18 protein-coding genes are annotated in these 14563 nt (G+C 71.6%); 6 read left to right on the top strand and 12 right to left on the bottom strand.

The window, feature by feature from the left end:
• Positions 1–18: 18 nt before the first annotated feature.
• Both ACSYGN_RS09455 and ACSYGN_RS09450 read right to left on the bottom strand, forming a co-directional pair.
• Positions 19–831 carry a PaaX family transcriptional regulator gene (locus ACSYGN_RS09455; RefSeq protein WP_460393817.1) on the bottom strand — a complete coding sequence of 271 codons (813 nt, stop codon included), beginning with the start codon at positions 829–831 and terminating at the stop codon, positions 19–21.
• A gap of 18 nt (positions 832–849) precedes the next feature.
• The gene (locus tag ACSYGN_RS09450; RefSeq protein WP_460393815.1) at positions 850–2484 is read right to left on the bottom strand and encodes an AMP-binding protein; all 1635 of its coding nucleotides are present in this window, start codon (positions 2482–2484) and stop codon (positions 850–852) included.
• A gap of 268 nt (positions 2485–2752) precedes the next feature.
• Between ACSYGN_RS09450 and ACSYGN_RS09445 the strand changes: the two genes are divergently transcribed.
• Together ACSYGN_RS09445 and ACSYGN_RS09440 are read left to right on the top strand one after the other, a co-directional pair.
• Positions 2753–4120 (top strand): acyl-CoA dehydrogenase family protein, encoded by a 1368-nt coding sequence (locus ACSYGN_RS09445; protein WP_460403339.1) that lies wholly within the window; start codon positions 2753–2755, stop codon positions 4118–4120.
• Complete coding sequence (locus ACSYGN_RS09440; RefSeq protein WP_460393813.1) at positions 4117–4515, top strand: RidA family protein; 399 nt, start codon at positions 4117–4119, stop codon at positions 4513–4515. Before ACSYGN_RS09445 ends, ACSYGN_RS09440 begins: the two co-directional genes overlap by 4 nt.
• 104 nt (positions 4516–4619) lie before the next feature.
• On the opposite strand, the gene ACSYGN_RS09435 is transcribed toward ACSYGN_RS09440, so the two are convergent.
• The gene (locus ACSYGN_RS09435; protein ID WP_460393811.1) at positions 4620–4841 is read right to left on the bottom strand and encodes a DUF5999 family protein; all 222 of its coding nucleotides are present in this window, start codon (positions 4839–4841) and stop codon (positions 4620–4622) included.
• 303 nt (positions 4842–5144) lie between these two features.
• Here ACSYGN_RS09435 and ACSYGN_RS09430 point away from each other — a divergent pair, with 303 nt between their 5' ends.
• On the top strand, positions 5145–5642 hold the full coding sequence (locus ACSYGN_RS09430; RefSeq protein ID WP_460393809.1) for a DUF6299 family protein: 498 nt from the start codon (positions 5145–5147) through the stop codon (positions 5640–5642).
• A 39-nt stretch (positions 5643–5681) separates the two neighbouring features.
• Here ACSYGN_RS09430 and ACSYGN_RS09425 read toward each other — a convergent pair whose 3' ends face one another.
• The 8 genes from ACSYGN_RS09425 to ACSYGN_RS09390 all read right to left on the bottom strand — a co-directional run bounded on the left by ACSYGN_RS09425 (position 5682) and on the right by ACSYGN_RS09390 (position 12712).
• Positions 5682–6851: a PAS domain-containing sensor histidine kinase gene (locus tag ACSYGN_RS09425; RefSeq protein ID WP_460393807.1), complete on the bottom strand. Its 1170-nt coding sequence runs from the start codon at positions 6849–6851 to the stop codon at positions 5682–5684.
• A 264-nt stretch (positions 6852–7115) separates the two neighbouring features.
• Positions 7116–8099 (bottom strand): SpoIIE family protein phosphatase, encoded by a 984-nt coding sequence (locus ACSYGN_RS09420; protein ID WP_460403337.1) that lies wholly within the window; start codon positions 8097–8099, stop codon positions 7116–7118.
• A 190-nt stretch (positions 8100–8289) separates the two neighbouring features.
• Complete coding sequence (locus ACSYGN_RS09415; protein WP_460393805.1) at positions 8290–8718, bottom strand: ATP-binding protein; 429 nt, start codon at positions 8716–8718, stop codon at positions 8290–8292.
• 2 nt (positions 8719–8720) lie between these two features.
• The gene (locus tag ACSYGN_RS09410; protein ID WP_460403335.1) at positions 8721–9077 is read right to left on the bottom strand and encodes an STAS domain-containing protein; all 357 of its coding nucleotides are present in this window, start codon (positions 9075–9077) and stop codon (positions 8721–8723) included.
• A 16-nt stretch (positions 9078–9093) separates the two neighbouring features.
• Entirely contained in the window at positions 9094–10314 is a 1221-nt protein-coding gene (locus tag ACSYGN_RS09405) for a PAS domain S-box protein (RefSeq protein WP_460393803.1), read from the bottom strand.
• A gap of 261 nt (positions 10315–10575) precedes the next feature.
• Positions 10576–10998, bottom strand: a complete 423-nt coding sequence (locus tag ACSYGN_RS09400; protein ID WP_460393801.1) for a pyridoxamine 5'-phosphate oxidase family protein — start codon at positions 10996–10998, stop codon at positions 10576–10578.
• 173 nt (positions 10999–11171) lie between these two features.
• Positions 11172–11765, bottom strand: a complete 594-nt coding sequence (locus ACSYGN_RS09395; protein WP_460393799.1) for a DUF4291 domain-containing protein — start codon at positions 11763–11765, stop codon at positions 11172–11174.
• A gap of 323 nt (positions 11766–12088) precedes the next feature.
• Positions 12089–12712, bottom strand: a complete 624-nt coding sequence (locus ACSYGN_RS09390; protein ID WP_460393797.1) for a hypothetical protein — start codon at positions 12710–12712, stop codon at positions 12089–12091.
• Positions 12713–12869: 157 nt separating this feature from the next.
• Between ACSYGN_RS09390 and ACSYGN_RS09385 the strand changes: the two genes are divergently transcribed.
• Together ACSYGN_RS09385 and ACSYGN_RS09380 are read left to right on the top strand one after the other, a co-directional pair.
• Positions 12870–13529, top strand: a complete 660-nt coding sequence (locus tag ACSYGN_RS09385; RefSeq protein ID WP_460393795.1) for a hypothetical protein — start codon at positions 12870–12872, stop codon at positions 13527–13529.
• 18 nt (positions 13530–13547) lie between these two features.
• Entirely contained in the window at positions 13548–13865 is a 318-nt protein-coding gene (locus ACSYGN_RS09380) for a hypothetical protein (RefSeq protein WP_460393793.1), read from the top strand.
• 121 nt (positions 13866–13986) lie between these two features.
• Here the strand turns inward: ACSYGN_RS09380 and ACSYGN_RS09375 are convergent, their stop codons facing one another.
• The gene (locus ACSYGN_RS09375; protein ID WP_460403333.1) at positions 13987–14202 is read right to left on the bottom strand and encodes a DUF3761 domain-containing protein; all 216 of its coding nucleotides are present in this window, start codon (positions 14200–14202) and stop codon (positions 13987–13989) included.
• Between ACSYGN_RS09375 and ACSYGN_RS09370 the strand changes: the two genes are divergently transcribed.
• A complete protein-coding gene (locus ACSYGN_RS09370) occupies positions 14132–14302 on the top strand; it encodes a hypothetical protein (protein ID WP_460403955.1) in 171 nt (56 codons plus the stop codon). The genes ACSYGN_RS09375 and ACSYGN_RS09370 overlap by 71 nt on opposite strands.
• Positions 14303–14563 lie beyond the last annotated feature (261 nt).

The raw sequence follows: 14563 nt of genomic DNA, 5'->3' as shown, positions 1-14563 counted from the left end.
CGACGCTCAACTCCCGTGTCACACCCCGGCGAACACCGCCCCCGCGTCCCTCAGCCGCTCGTGCAGCCCCCGGAACACCGCCGTCGAGCGCGCGCCCGGCCAGTCGTCCGGCAGCAGATGCGCGGGCAGCCCGGGGTCGGTGTAGGGCAGCCGGCGCCAGGAGTCCAGGGCGAGGAGATAGTCGCGGTACGCCGCCTCGGGCGGGGTGTCCTGCCGCACCTCCCACGCCCCGAGGACGTCCGCGTACCGGTCGAGGAACGTCTCGTGGGCCTCGGCGATCGAGGCCAGATCCCACCATCGCGCCACGGCCTGCGCGGTCGGCGCGAAGCCAAGATGCTCACCGCGGAAGAAGTCCACGTAAGGGTCCAGCCTCAGCCGCCGCAGACTGTGCCGGGTCTCCTCGTACAGCCGCGCCGGGGCGATCCACACGCCGGGTGCCGCCGTGCCGAAGCCCAGGCCGGCCAGCCGGGAGCGCAGCACATGCCGCTTCTGCCGCTCCGACTCCGGCACCGAGAACACCGCGAGCACCCAGCCGTCGTCCTCGGGCGGCTTGACGGCATAGATCCGCTGATCGCCGTCCTCCAGCAACTGCCGGGCCTCCGGCGAGAGTTCGTACCCCGCCGCGCCCCGAGCGGTACGGGCGGGCATCAGCAGCCCGCGCCGCTTGAGCCGGGACACCGAGGACCGCACGGAGGGTGCGTCCACACCGACCGCGGCGAGCAGCCGGATCAGCTCGGCGACCGGTACCGGGCCGGGCACGAAGCGGCCGTACGCGCCGTAGAGCGTGACGATCAGAGACCGTGGAGCATGCTGGTCGGACACGTTGATCATCTTAGGTCTTCGGCATCACTACTGGTCACCTTCTGTGCGCAGTCTGAACCGCTGGAGTTTGCCGGTAGCGGTGCGTGGCAGGGCCGCCACGAAGACGATCTCACGCGGGCATTTGTACGGCACCAACTCGGCCTTCACAAAGGCACGCAGTGCCTCCGCGTCCCGCCGGGCATCCTCGCGCAGCACCGCGTACGCCACCACGACCTGCCCGCGCGCCTCGTCGGGGCGCCCCACGACCGCCGCCTCCACCACGTCCGGATGCCGCAGCAGCGCATCCTCGATCTCGGGTCCCGCGATGTTGTACCCGGCCGAGACGATCATGTCGTCGGCGCGCGCCACATAGCGGAAGTACCCGTCGCTCTCCCGGACATAGGTGTCGCCGGTGACGTTCCAGCCGCCCCGCACATACTCGCTCTGGCGCGGATCGGTGAGATAGCGGCAGCCGACCGGGCCGCGCACCGCCAGCAGCCCGGGCTCGCCGTCCGGCACGGGCTCGCCCCGCGCGTCCTGCACCCTCGCCTGCCAGCCGGGCACCGCGACGCCCGTCGTCCCGGGGCGGATCAGCCCGTCGGCCGCCGAGATGAAGATGTGCAGCAGTTCGGTCGCGCCGATCCCGTTGATGATCCGCAGCCCGGTCCGCTCGTACCAGGCCCGCCAGGTGGCCGCGGGCAGATTCTCCCCGGCGGACACACAGCGCCGCAGACAGGAGATGTCGTATGCGTCGAGCCTGCCGTCGCCGAGCATCGCCCGGTAGGCGGTCGGCGCGGTGAAGAGTACGGACACCCGGTGCTCGGCGATCGCCGGCAACAGCTGCCTGGGCGCGGCCTGTTCGAGCAGCAGCGCGCTCGCGCCCGCGCGCAGCGGGAAGACGAGGAGACCGCCGAGCCCGAAGGTGAACCCCAGTGGCGGACTGCCCGCGAACACGTCCTCCGCACGCGGCTTCAGCACATGCTTCGAGAAGGTGTCCGCGATCGCCAGCACGTCCCGGTGGACATGCGTACACCCCTTGGGGCGCCCGGTGGTGCCCGAGGTGAACGCGATCAGCGCCACATCGTCGGCCGCGGTGTCCACGGCGGTGTACGGCCCCTCGGGCGCCGGGCGGCCCAGCAGATCGTCGGGTGCGTCACCGCCGTACACGCTGATCCGCAGGCCGGGTATGTCGGCCTTCACGAGATCGTCGACGGTGCGCGCGTCGCACAGCGCGTGCCGCACCCCGGCGATCTCGCACATCGTGCGCAACTCCTGCGGCCGCTGCTGCGCCAGCACCGTCACCGCGACCGCGCCCGCCTTCAGCACCGCCAGCCAACAGGCCGCCAGCCAGGGTGTGTTGGGGCCGCGCAGCAGCACACGATTGCCGGGTACGACACCCAGGGCGCCGGTGAGCAGATGCGCGAGGCGGTCGACCCGGGCGCGCAGCTCGCCGTACGTCCACACCTCTCCGGCGGCGGTACGGACCGCGGGGCGGCCGGGGGCGGTGTGCGCCAGCAGTTCGGCGGCGGCGTTCAGCCGGGGCGGGTAGCGCAGTTCGGGCAGGTCGAGGAGGAGGTCGGGCCACTGGTCCGGGGGCGGGAGGTGATCGCGGGCGAAGGTGTCGACATGGGCCGAGGGCGTCGCCGGGGAGGGCTCCCGGGCGGAGTCTTCGGTGGGTTCCACGATGGTTCGCCCCCTTGCCTCGAACGCCTCGACGGCCTCGATGGCCGCGACGGCGCTGTGGTGGGCTCGCACAGGGAGCGTATCGTGTTGGTGACGGCAGTCAACTGTGCGCGATAACGTCGCGGTGGTCGTGGTGGCGGTCGCTTTCGTGGTCGTGGCCGTGGTCGTGGCCGACGGGAGCCGGGTGCTGCCCGGCCGGGGCCACGACCGGCACCGGGGCGCCCAGCAGTCGGGCCCCGTGGTGGTCACGGGTGCGGAGAGGACCGGGATGCCCGCATTCTCGCTCGAACCGGAACGGCTCGCCTGGTGCGCCGAGTTGCGCGACCTGGCCGCTGAGCGGCTGCGCCCGCTTGCGGAGAAGGGCGAGCCCGGCCGCGTCAACCGTTCCCTCGTCACCGAACTCGGCCGACTCGGGCTAACGGCCCGGCTGTTCGGGGCGGGGGCACTCGAACTGTGCCTGATGCGCGAGTCGTTGGCCTACGGCTGCACAGAGGCGGAGACCGCCCTCGCCCTCCAGGGCCTCGGCGCCCACGCCGTGCACACCTACGGCACCCCGGCCCAACACGCCCACTGGCTCCCCCGGGTGACCGACGGCACGGCGATCGCGGCCTTCGCCCTGACGGAGCCGGGGGCGGGGTCGGATGCGGCGGGGTTGGGGTTGCGGGCGGTGGGGGAGGCGGGGGGCGCAGGGGGCGGTGGCGCGGCCGGCGGGGCTTTGGCGCCCGGCGTGGGTCGGGGCGGGGATGGGGAGCGGGGGGACGTGGCTGCTCGGGTGGCGGGTGGCGCCGTAGCCGAAGCGGTTGCGGGGCCCGGTTCGGGCCGAGGCGCCGGAGGTCAGCCCGCCCCGCCCTTCGGCCCCGGCGACCAGGCCGCCGTAGCCCCCGATCTCGCCGCCGAGGCCGACGGCCCCCGGCGCTGGCGGCTCACCGGAGAGAAGTGCTGGATCTCCAACGCGCCCGAGGCCGACCTGTACACGGTGTTCGCCCGCACCACCCCCGGCACCGGGGCCCGGGGCGTCACCGCCTTCCTGGTGCCCGCCGACCGTCCCGGACTCACCGGCGCACCCCTCGACATGCTCTCCCCGCACCCCATCGGCACCCTCGGCTTCGACGCCGTCCCCGTCACCGACGACGACGTGCTCGGCGAGGTGGGCCGGGGCTTTCGCGTCGCGATGGGCACCCTGAACCTCTTCCGCCCCAGCGTCGGTGCGTTCGCCGTCGGCATGGCCCAGGCCGCGCTCGACGCCACCCTCGCCCACACCGCCGGTCGCGACGCCTTCGGCGGCAAACTCAAGGACCTCCAGGCCGTCTCCCACCAGGTCGCCGAGATGACCCTGCGCACGGAGGCGGCCCGCCTGATGGTGTACGCCGCGGCGACGGCGTACGACACCGGCGATCCCGACGTCCCGCGCCGCTCCGCGATGGCGAAGCTGCTCGCCACGGAGACCGCGCAGTTCGTCGTCGACACCGCCGTCCAGTTGCACGGCGCCCGCGCCCTGCGCCGCGGCCATCTGCTCGAACACCTCTACCGCGAGGTCCGCGCACCCCGGATCTACGAGGGAGCCAGCGAGGTCCAGCGCGACATCATCGCCAGGCAGTCGTACGCGCGGTACGTGGCGGCGGAGGGGCACGCGTGAGCGTCGAGCGTGTCAACCCGCGGGAGTTGTCCCCACCGGCCGGCTTCTCCCACGCGGTCGTCGCCATCGGCTCCCGGCTGGTCTTCCTCGCCGGTCAGACCGCCCTCGACACCGACGGTGAGGTGACCGGCGCGACGCTGCCGGAGCAGTTCGAGCGGGCGCTGGCCAATCTGCTGGCGGCGCTGCACGCGGCGGGCGGCACCCCGGCCGACCTCGCCCGCGTCACCGTCTACGCCACCGACGTCGCCGCGTACCGCGCCCACGCCCCCGAACTCGGCCGCATCTGGCGGCGGCTCGCGGGCCGGGACTATCCGGCGATGGCGGTCGTCGAGATCGTACGGCTGTGGGACGACCGGGCACTGGTCGAACTGGACGGCTTCGCGGTGCTGCCGTAGGACCGTGCGGTTCGGCAGCGCCCCAAAGGGGCGCGGGGCTGTATCGATATGCGGCTCCGCCGCGTGGGCGCGACCAGCCACGACGGCGCCGCAGACGACAGACGTCACATAGCGGCACACCCAGCGGAGCGCTTACGCAGCGATGACGTGCCCGGTACGGCAGTAACCCGGTGCGGGGCGACGATCCGGCCGTCGGGGAGCAGTTCGCCGGTGTCGTCGAAGACGATCACGCCGTCGCACAGCAGGGTCCAGCCCTGCTCGGGGCGGGCGGCCACGATGTGCGCGGCACGGGAGTCGGCAGGGCACGAAGGCTGGCGGGAACACATGGCGCACCTCCAGGTCGGACGGGTGCCGGCGGCTTCGGCGCCGCCTGACGCAACTCAACCATGCGCCGCTCGTGGACTCCTAGGAACGGCCTGGAGCCAGGTGTGACACGGTGCGGACGATCTCCGGACCGTTCCGCGAATCTCGCCGCAGATCCGTGCACTTGGGCGTGTACTCGCCACCGATGGGGTGACGGTCACACCGTTGGCCGTCGCCGACCGGTACCAGTGACCCCGGGCCCGCACGGCATCCCCGGCGGTCCCGCGAAGAACACACTCACCGCCTTCCTCATCGGAGGTACGTCCATGTTCACGACCAAGAGCGCGAGACCCGCACAGCGCCGTCGCGGCCTGCTCGGCACGGCTGCCGCTGCCGTCGCCGCGGCGGCCCTGCTGGTGCCGACCGCGTCGACCGCGTCCGCCGCTCCCGCCGCGCCCGCGAAGAAGCTCGCGCCGAACGAGTTCATCACGATCGACGCGACCGGCAGCGTCTCCGCCGGCGGCACCATCACCCTCTCCGGCACCTACTCCTGCACCGACGCCATCGGTCTGACGTTCGTCGGCGCGTCCCTCACCCAGAACTCGGGCTCGGGCACGGTCGGCGCCGGTGTCGGCGGCAGCCATGCGGTGTGCGACGGCACCGTGCACACCTGGGTGAACACGGGCGTGAGCCTGCCCGGCACGTTCGTGGCGGGCGCGGCTCACGTCGACGCCGCCATCGTGGAGCTGCGGCCGATCAACGGTCTGCCGCTGCCCCGCATCCACGCGATCGCGCGGCAGGACATCACCCTGGTACAGGTGTGACGGGCAGAGGTCCGACGGTGGTCTGAGGGCCGCCGGCGATCAGCGCCCCGCGTCCGCCTCCAGCGGAATCCGCCAGCGCAGGCGGGTGCCACCGGCCGCGGGGCTGGTCGCCTCGAACGTGCCGCCCAGCTTCTCCGCCCGGCGGCGCAGATTGGTCAGACCGCTGCTGCGGGTCGGCTGCCCGAGACCGCGGCCGTTGTCGGTGACCTCCAGCAGCAGATCGCGCCCGGCGTGCACGACGACCGTGACCGCGGAGGCGTGGGCGTGCTTCACGACGTTGGACAGCGCCTCACGCACCACCGCGAGCAGTTGGACGGCCGTCTCGTCGGGCAGTGCGGCGTCGACCGGGCCGTGGAACTCCACCACCGGCTCGAAACCGAGCCGTTCCGTGGCCGCGCTCGTCTCGTCGACGACCTGGGCGCGCAGGCTGATCGCCTTCTGGAGCGGCTGGTGGAGATTGAAGATGGTGCCGCGCAACTCCCGGATGGTGGCGTCGAGTTCGTCCATGACCGACTGAAGGCGCGGTGTGATGTCCGGGCGGTCGAGCCGGGTGGTGATGCTCTGCAGCGCGAGCCCCGCGCCGAACACCCGCTGGATCACCATGTCGTGCAGATCGCGGGCGATGCGGTCGCGGTCGGCCATGACCTCGCGGTCGGCGCGGGCGGCGGCCAGTTCGGCCCGGGCGGCCAGCTGATGCGTGATGTCCCGCGCCGTCGCGGCGAAGCCGATCAGCGCGCCCTCGGGGTCCCGCATCGCCGACACGGAGACGGACACGTCCACCTCGCTGCCGTCGGCGCGAAGCCAGTGCGACTCGTAGGAGTCCGCGCGCCGCTCGGCGCGGATCCGGTCGACCGCCGTGTGGAACGCCGTACCGGCCTCGCCGGACATCAGTACGTCCGTGGACTCACCGACGGTCTCCGCCTCGGTACGGCCGAGCAGCCGCTGGGCGCCGGGGTTCCAGGTCTGGATACGGCACGCGAGGTCCAGCGCGAACATCGCGTCGTCGGAGGAGGCCACGATCGCCGCGAGCCGGGTCTCCGCCCGCCGGGCGTGCTCCAGCTCCGTGTGCAGGGCGATCAGGCCGCGGTTGGTGTCCTCGAGCTCCTGACGCAGCTCGTCGATGAGACGGTCGCGGTGCGCCAGCTCAGTGTGCTGCGGCGCCGAGTCCCCGGAGCCGCTCCCGGGCCGGGGGCCGAGGGTGTCCCCCATGCTGTCCGTCCTTCACCACTGGGTGCCTGAGCCGCGCTCATCATGTCATGTCACCCGGCCGGACGACCATGTCACCCCGGTGGCGGGTACCGGACAACCCGGACGGGTGCAGTTGCGGCGGACGGGTGACTTCCTGGCCGGGGGCGGGTGGCCCGGCCCGGGGTGACTGGGGCGGTCGGCGCTGCGGACCGTCGCCCGGCCGCGAGGGGGAGCCGTGGCCCGGCCGCGAGGGGGAGCCGTGGCCCGGCCCGCCCCCCACCCCGTCTACGACTGCTGGACCACGAGGACCGTGGCGTCGTCGTTCGGTCTGCCGTACTCGCGGTGGAGCACAGCGGCCACCACCGCCGGATGGTGTCGCAGCAGCCCTGGGTGGTCCTCGGGCGCGGGAGTCCAGCCGGACCGGATCCCGTCGCTCACCAGGATCAGCGTGGACCCCGGCTGCCACGGGCAGTGCTGGACGCGGATCGTGGGCAGCGGGATATGGGTGCCGAGGGTGCCGGGGCGGTCCAGCAGATGCGTGCCGTGGCCGCCGGTGACGACACGGCCGGTGACATTGCCGACCGCCGCGTAGCCGAGTTCGCCGCGCACCGGGTCGATCAGACAGACGCCGAGCACCCCGCCGCGGGTGGCCCGCAGCACCTCGTGGGCGTGCCGGACGAACGGTTCCAGACCGGTCATCGGCGTCCGCTCGAACTCCGCGACCGCCGCACGGGCGGCGACTGCCGCGGCAGGGCCGTGCCCGAGGCCGTCGACGACCAGGGCGGACAGCGTCCGGCCCGGCGTCACCGCCCAGGCGTCGCCGGACTCGCCGTCGCCGCCGTAGGGGATGTTCACACCGCCGAACCGCCAGCCGCCGTCCCGGCCGGCGGAACCGGTGGGCGGCGGGCTGCCGAGACGGGCGTAGACGACGGTGCCGCGCCGGTTGGAGTACAGATCGAACTCGGCCGCCTGACGCCGCACGACACCGAGGCCCGCGTTGAGCCCGCCGCCCCGGTACGGCGGCGGGGGAGCGGGCGGCACCCCGGGAACGGAGACGGCGGCGGGAACGACCCTCTCCTGGCCGGACAGCGCCCGGGACACCGCCGTGGCGGGCATCCCCGGACCGCCGTCGACGGAGATCAGCTCGATCCCGTCGCCCGCCTTCCGGGCCAGCACATAGCCGCCCGGCATGGCGTGCCGCAGCAGATTGGTGCCCAGCTCGGTCGCCACCAGCTCGGCGGCACCGGGCCGTACCCCGGACTGCGTCACCGCCAACCGGGCCACGGCACGGCGCAGCGCCCCGACGTCCTCCTCGGCGGCGACGGGATGCCGACGGTGCTCGCTCTCACTCAGAACGGCACCACTCCTCGTACGCCGCCACCGTTCTCGGAGACCACTCCCGAGACCACTCCCGAGACCACTGGTACCCGACCGGCGGGCACGGCCGCCCCTCCGGCGCTCACCGCTGCCACTTCACGATCACCACGGTCGTGCCCGTGTCGCTCGCCGAGGTGAGGGTCATGCTGTCCACCAGGCGTTTTGCGCCGGGCAGCCCGAGGCCCATGCTGCCGCGGGTGCTGAAACCGTCGGTCATGGCGGCGTCGAGGTCGGCGATGCCGGGCCCGTCGTCGGCGAAGGTGGCCTGCACCCCGGACCGGCCGTCCCGCAGCACCCGCGCCACGCTGAAGCGGCCCCGGCCGCCGGTGGCGTAATTCAGGATATTGCGGGCCAGCTCGCTGCCCGCGGTGATCAGCTTGGTCGTGTCGACGAGGTTCAGCCCGGCGTCCTCGGCCTCGGTGCGCAGCACCTTGCGGACGCGGATGAGGTCGGACTCGTCGATGATGTCGAAATCGGCGGGCTCACGGCTCGTAGCGGTCTCCGCGCGCACGGTCATTCCGTACCGGAGGCGTTGCGGCGCAGCCGCCGGAGCAGCGCGAGGCCCTGCTCGGCGTTGAGCGCGGTGTCCAGATGCCCCATGGGCACGCCGAGTTCGACCAGGGTGATGGCCACGGCCGGCTGGATGCCCACGATCGCCGCCTGCGCGCCCAGCAGCCGCACCATGGCGACGATCCGGGCCAGCACACGGGCGATGAAGGAGTCGACGACGCTCAGCCGGCTGACGTCGACGAGCATGCCCGTGGCGCCGGTGCGCGCGACCTCGCGGGTGAGCTGTTCCTCGATCTGGATGACGGTGGTGTCGTCGAGGTCGCCCTGGAGCGCCACCAGCAGGGTGTCACCGATCTGCATGACCGGGACGACGTCGTCACTCACCGCGGCCTCCGGAGATCAGCGCACGGGCGGCGGTCGAGGCGCTGTCCGCGCGCTCGGCCAGCACCGCGAGGGCGAGCTGGAGGGCGTCCGAGAGGGTGTTGCGCGAGCGCAGCCGCCCCATGTCGATGCCCAGGTGCACCATGGACTGCGCCGTCTCGGGGCGCACCCCGCTCATGATGCTGACGGTGCCCATCAGGGCGGCGGCCTGCACGGTCTTGAGCAGATGCTGGGCGACCTGGGTGTCGATGGTCGGCACCCCGCTGATGTCGAGGATCGCGACTTCGGCCTGGGTCTGCGCGATCTTCTCCAGCAGACCCTCGGTGAGCCGGGTGGCGCGCAGGGTGTCGAGCGTGCCGATGATCGGAAGGGCGAGCACCTTGTCCCACACCTGGATCACCGGGGTGGACAGTTCGAGGATCTCGTCGCGCTGCCGCTGGAGCCGCTGCTCGGTCTCGCGGCGCTCGGTGACATCGCGGACGGCGGCGGCGACCAGCTGCCCCTCGGCGGTCTCCAGGGGGCTGAGGCTGATCTCGACGGGGAACTCGGTGCCGTCGCGGCGCATCCCCCACAGTTCGAGCCCGGCGCCCATCGGCCGCACCGTGGGGTGCGCGAAGAAGCCGCTGCGGTGTCCGAAGTGCCGGTCACGGAACCGGCCGGGCACCAGCACCTCGATCTCCCGGCCGATCAGCTCGGCGCGCTCGAAGCCGAACAGCACCTCGGCCTGTCGGTTGACCAGCACGATCCGCCCGTCCGAGGCGACGATGACCATGGCGTCCGGGGCGGACTCCAGCAGCCCGTGGAACAGCGACTCGGCGCGGGCGCTCTCGGTGGCGTCGCGCAGCACGGTGACGAAGCCGCTGCCGTTCCGGTCGGCCGTGAGCGAGGTGTGCGCGAGGAACCGCTCACCGCCCTTGCGGACCCACCAGCTCTGGAACTCGCGGCGCCCCTCGTCCCGTACCGCCGCCAGCTCCTGGTCGACGAATCCGGCCTCGCGGTCCTCCTCGGTGCGCAGCAGCGACAGCTGCCGTCCGACGACCTCGTCCTCGGTGTACCCGGTCATCGCGCGGGCACTGCTGCTCCAGCGCACGACCGCACCGTCCGGCCCCAGCTTGATGACGGCCTGGTCGGTCAGCGCGTCCAGCATCGATTCCAGGTCGCGCAGGCGCCCCTGCGGATCCTGCCGGTCCTGCCCGTCCTCCGGTGGCACAGTCATGGCCAGCCCCGCCCTTCGCCTTCTCGATCTGCGGTCGGGGCCCCGCTAGGCATACGTGAACCCCGGCGGGGCCGATGCTATCTCGCCGGTGTTCGGATGATCACAGGGGTGGTGCAGACGGAGGACGGTGGACGGTGGCGGTGGATGGTGGACGGTGGCGGTGGATGGTGGACGGTGGCGGTGGATGGTGGACGGTGGCGGTGGATGGTGGCGGTGGATGGTTGCGGTGGACGGTGAAGGGGTTGCGACGACCTCCGATACTCAGATACGACCGGTGTCGCCGAGCTCCCGCCCGGTGACGATCTCGGATTCGATACGTACGAAGATGGCGTCGGCGATCGGCATCCAGGACCGCGGCCCGGTACGGCTGAGCCGCTCGTGCTCGGCGGGATCGGTCACCACGGCCGCCCGCCCGGTGACGACGACGCTCCAGCCCGACCGGAGGGTGACGTCGAAGGCGTCGGCCTCGAACGCGACCACGACACCGTCGATGGCCCGCACCAGCTCGGACGAGGCCGAGGTGCGCAGCAGCACGGACGTGTCGGAGTCGATGGAGAAGTTGACGGGCAGCACGGCGGGCAGCGCATGCCGGGTGAAAACGATACGGCCGACCGGCGCCTTGGAGAGCAGGCGCAGGCATTCTTCCCGGTCCAGTGCCCGGAACGCATCGTCGTCGTGAGCCATCGACCCATCGTCCTCCACACGGCCTGAGCGAGGTTAGGGCCGGTCGGCCCCTTCCGCTTCCACGACATGGGCCGGACGGCTCGCCCACCCGACGCCGCGATGCCTGCGCCCGGGCCCCTCGCAGGCGTCTGCGGACCCGGGAATGACCATGGCCTTGGCGGAGAAGGGGCTGGTCAGGGCCGCAGGTGGGCCAGCAGTTCGTCACCGGCGGGGTATCGCTGCTCCTGGGGAAGCAGTCGTGCCGCGGAGTCCAGATCGCCGCGATCGACGAGTGCGCGGATCTCCCGGGCGAGCGGAGTCACGTCGCTGATGGACACGGTCCACTCGTCCGCGTAGCGCGACGATGCCTCGCCCGAGAGCCCGAGTTGCAGCGAACGGTGCGGCAGGGGACGCAGGTTCAGGTCGCGTTCGGGGTCCCACTGGACACGGGCCGGTGCGCGCTTGAGTTCACGCTGCCAGGTGCCGCGATCGGGATGCAGGCCGTGAACGTAGCTCGACAGGCAGGCGTGGCGCAGCGCCCAGTCGAAGCCGACGCGAGCGATCTCGACGGCAAGAACGGTCTCCTGCCCAGCACTGGTGCCCCAGTTCGAGCGGTACATCATCCATAGGAAGCTGGGCTTTATCCACGTCATGCGATTCCGCCGCCAGGTGGAGGGAAAGCGGCCGTCGCGGACGGCGGCCACGCCGAAATCAGGGGCGTAGGCCTGGTAGACGGTGATCGTGGATGCCGTGTGGAGCGCGCGGATCCCGCGGTGCGGTTCTTCCATGGCGTACAAGCGTGGGGTCGGCCGGCTCAGGCGGCCACCGATTTTCGACTGCTGCTCGCCGCGACGGAGCACGTCGGCCGTAACACCGTGCGAGTTGCCAGTCTCACGGCCGCCTTCTTCGGGCGCCTGCGCTTCCGTCGCTGCGGCTGGGCCACCAAGCCTGACCAGGAGCAGGTCCTCTCCATCGAGTTGATGGACTGAACGCGTTCCCCTCGGTGCTCCTCTCGGCTGTGTTCAGCTCCCGGACGGCGAAGAGCCGACGGTGACCGGGGGCCCACAGCGCCGCTGTCCTGTGCCGAGCAACGGGTTCGAGTTCTGCGCGGTCAGTCGAATGCCACCACCAGGCGGACACCGTCGTCACCGAAGCGGCCGGCCAGAGCCTTCATCACAGCGAATACATGCTGCCAGTGAGTCTCCGCACCCAGGACAGCTCCGGCGGTCAGTGGCTCGTAAACGCAGACCAGATCGCCGGTGGTCCACTCAACACGTTCTGAAGCATTGCGAAAGTCCAGAGGTGGCTCGCCCACCACGGACAAGAAATCCGACGACCACCGATGGGATACCGCCTGGCGATGCAGTGTCGACGGCAGTGACTTCTGGTACCAGGTCACACGACCGACGAAGTGCTCGGGCCCGGTCGCGGGATCGAGGGAAGCGAGCTCCCCCCAGCTGACCCAGCTCGCGCCGTCCATCTCGCCCCGCTCGACCCAGGAGCCCAACTGCGAGCGCATACCGCTCGACAGGTCATCGGGAAGACCACGACCGGGTGCAAGCGGCGGGAAGCCCACGTAGTTGCGCACCCCGAAGAGAAGGCCGAAGGCCGTGTAGTCGGTCTCGTCGTACAGCGGCCACAGATCCATGGCAGTCACCCATGGCTCGCCGCTGTAGTCATCGGTGCCGGCATAGGGATGACGAAACTCGATCCCGCCATAGATGTCCGTGCCCATGACGGCGCACCCTAACGGCCCTGGCTTGAACGGCGCACGTCACTATGGGCCGGCCTGTCGAGGCGTGGATCATGGGGCCGTGAAGAAGCGGACGAAGAGCGGGACCTCAGCAGGGCAGTCGGAGCATGAGCCAGAACTCTCGGCGTACCAGAGGGCGATGCGGAACCGGCTTCTCGCGGCCCCGGTGGTGACCGCACCCGAGCCCTGGCGACCCGTCTTCGAGAGTGAGTACGGCGTTGCTGTCGGCGGACTGCTCGGAATCGGGTTCGCGTCGGACCCCGGTACCGGCCGCGAACTGGTGATGGTCGTCTCGTCCGACGGGCACGGTCTCTTCGACGCCGTCACCGGGGAGAAGATCGCCAGGGATCGCGACCCCGATCCCGCGGACAGCACCCCCGACGCGGTTGCCGATCTGTCCTGCCCGGGGCTGGGGCCGATCGCCGGGAGCCGCGTACGCATCGCGGGGCTCTTCGGCGGAGGGCTGCACACCACCACGGAGGACGGCTGGACTCTGGAGGTCGTCACCCCGGCCTGGCCGAACGACCGTGTCCTGCTGTCCCGCGACGGCGGGCTCCCGCACGCGGGTCCGCACGGAGAGCGGTGGTGGCACATCTTTCATGCGAACTGCTCCACACTCCGTACGGCCGGCTTCTCGCCCTCAGGCCGCACCATCGCCGTAGCGACGAGCAGCGACTTCTCCCTGTGGACACGTGAGACGGCGAAAGCCCCCGATCCTGCCGGAGCCCGAGATCTCCTTCCCCAGGAACGCCCGTACCCTCTCACCGATTGCCTCACGACCCGAATCGGCCGTCTCTGAAAGTGGAGGAGATATTCCATGAGCCAGCAGTCCTGGTACGGCGTCAGATGCCTGTTCCGGCACCGTGCCCTGGAGGTCTACGAGGAACGGATCACCGTGTGGGTCGCCGGTTCCCTGGATGAGGCGATCGGCCGTGCCGAGGAGGAGGCGGCCGAGTACTGCGAAGACCTCGACGGAGTCGAGTACGTGCGATTCGCGGAGGCCTGTGCGATGGACGGCTCGCCGGACGACGGAGCCGAGATCTTCTCCTTGATGAGGGAGAGCAGCCTTGCACCGCCGGCCTACGTCCGCAGCTTCCACGCCACCGGAGCCGAGCGGACCGCGTGGCTGACGTGACCGGCAGCAGCCCCGACCGGCGGCCTGGACCCGGTCCTGACCAGGCCGCCGGTCGCGCCGCCCGGTTCGCGGGGGCGAGACGTTGTCCCCACGAGGACTGTCGGCAGACCACGTACCCGTCCTACCTGTAGAAGACGGCAACGCCCCCATGGTGCGAACAGGCGCCCTGGTGGTGGGCGGCGTAGGAGTAGGTGCCATCGTTGCAGAGTGCGGTGGCACCGTTCCCGGCAGTGCTGGAACCCCCTGAAGAGCCTGAGCCGCCGCTTGTGGACGACCCCCCGGACGAACTGCCGTTGCCGTCCGAACCCGCGGCCGCTGCCCCCGCGGTGACGGTCACCTTCACCTTGACCGTTTTCGTTGCCGTCACCGTCGGTCCGGGCTCCGGTGCCGCGGTCTTCGTCGCTGTGGCTGTCGCGGTGACCGTGGCGGTCGGCTGAACCGTGGCTGCCGCAGCCTTTGCCTCTTCCCCACTCCCCTGCCCGTCGGCGCCGACGCCGAGGAAGAAGGCCAGCCCGAGCGCTGGCAGCACGTACCGCTTCCGCGCCCACTTCGGGGCCGTTGTGACGCGCGGCTGTGGTGGCATGGTGTATGGATTGGTCATATGTCCCCCCCCAGGACGTACTTGCACAGCTGACCCTAGCGTCAGTTGTGATAGGTGGGGCCTCTTCGATGCGGCAGTCACCTATCTGTGACGTCTC

Source organism: Streptomyces sp. YIM S03343 (assembly GCF_054729195.1).
This window is presented reverse-complemented; position numbering and strand designations above follow the sequence as displayed.

What these genes read in the sequence shown, in the direction of transcription:
- ACSYGN_RS09455 (WP_460393817.1), bottom strand. Translation starts at nt 831, where the DNA reads ATGATCAACGTGTCCGACCAGCATGCTCCACGGTCTCTGATCGTCACG.
- ACSYGN_RS09445 (WP_460403339.1), top strand. Translation starts at nt 2,753, where the DNA reads ATGCCCGCATTCTCGCTCGAACCGGAACGGCTCGCCTGGTGCGCCGAG.
- ACSYGN_RS09435 (WP_460393811.1), bottom strand. Translation starts at nt 4,841, where the DNA reads ATGTGTTCCCGCCAGCCTTCGTGCCCTGCCGACTCCCGTGCCGCGCAC.
- ACSYGN_RS09430 (WP_460393809.1), top strand. Translation starts at nt 5,145, where the DNA reads ATGTTCACGACCAAGAGCGCGAGACCCGCACAGCGCCGTCGCGGCCTG.
- ACSYGN_RS09425 (WP_460393807.1), bottom strand. Translation starts at nt 6,851, where the DNA reads ATGGGGGACACCCTCGGCCCCCGGCCCGGGAGCGGCTCCGGGGACTCG.
- ACSYGN_RS09410 (WP_460403335.1), bottom strand. Translation starts at nt 9,077, where the DNA reads ATGCAGATCGGTGACACCCTGCTGGTGGCGCTCCAGGGCGACCTCGAC.
- ACSYGN_RS09405 (WP_460393803.1), bottom strand. Translation starts at nt 10,314, where the DNA reads ATGACTGTGCCACCGGAGGACGGGCAGGACCGGCAGGATCCGCAGGGG.
- ACSYGN_RS09400 (WP_460393801.1), bottom strand. Translation starts at nt 10,998, where the DNA reads ATGGCTCACGACGACGATGCGTTCCGGGCACTGGACCGGGAAGAATGC.
- ACSYGN_RS09395 (WP_460393799.1), bottom strand. Translation starts at nt 11,765, where the DNA reads ATGGAAGAACCGCACCGCGGGATCCGCGCGCTCCACACGGCATCCACG.
- ACSYGN_RS09390 (WP_460393797.1), bottom strand. Translation starts at nt 12,712, where the DNA reads ATGGGCACGGACATCTATGGCGGGATCGAGTTTCGTCATCCCTATGCC.
- ACSYGN_RS09385 (WP_460393795.1), top strand. Translation starts at nt 12,870, where the DNA reads ATGCGGAACCGGCTTCTCGCGGCCCCGGTGGTGACCGCACCCGAGCCC.
- ACSYGN_RS09380 (WP_460393793.1), top strand. Translation starts at nt 13,548, where the DNA reads ATGAGCCAGCAGTCCTGGTACGGCGTCAGATGCCTGTTCCGGCACCGT.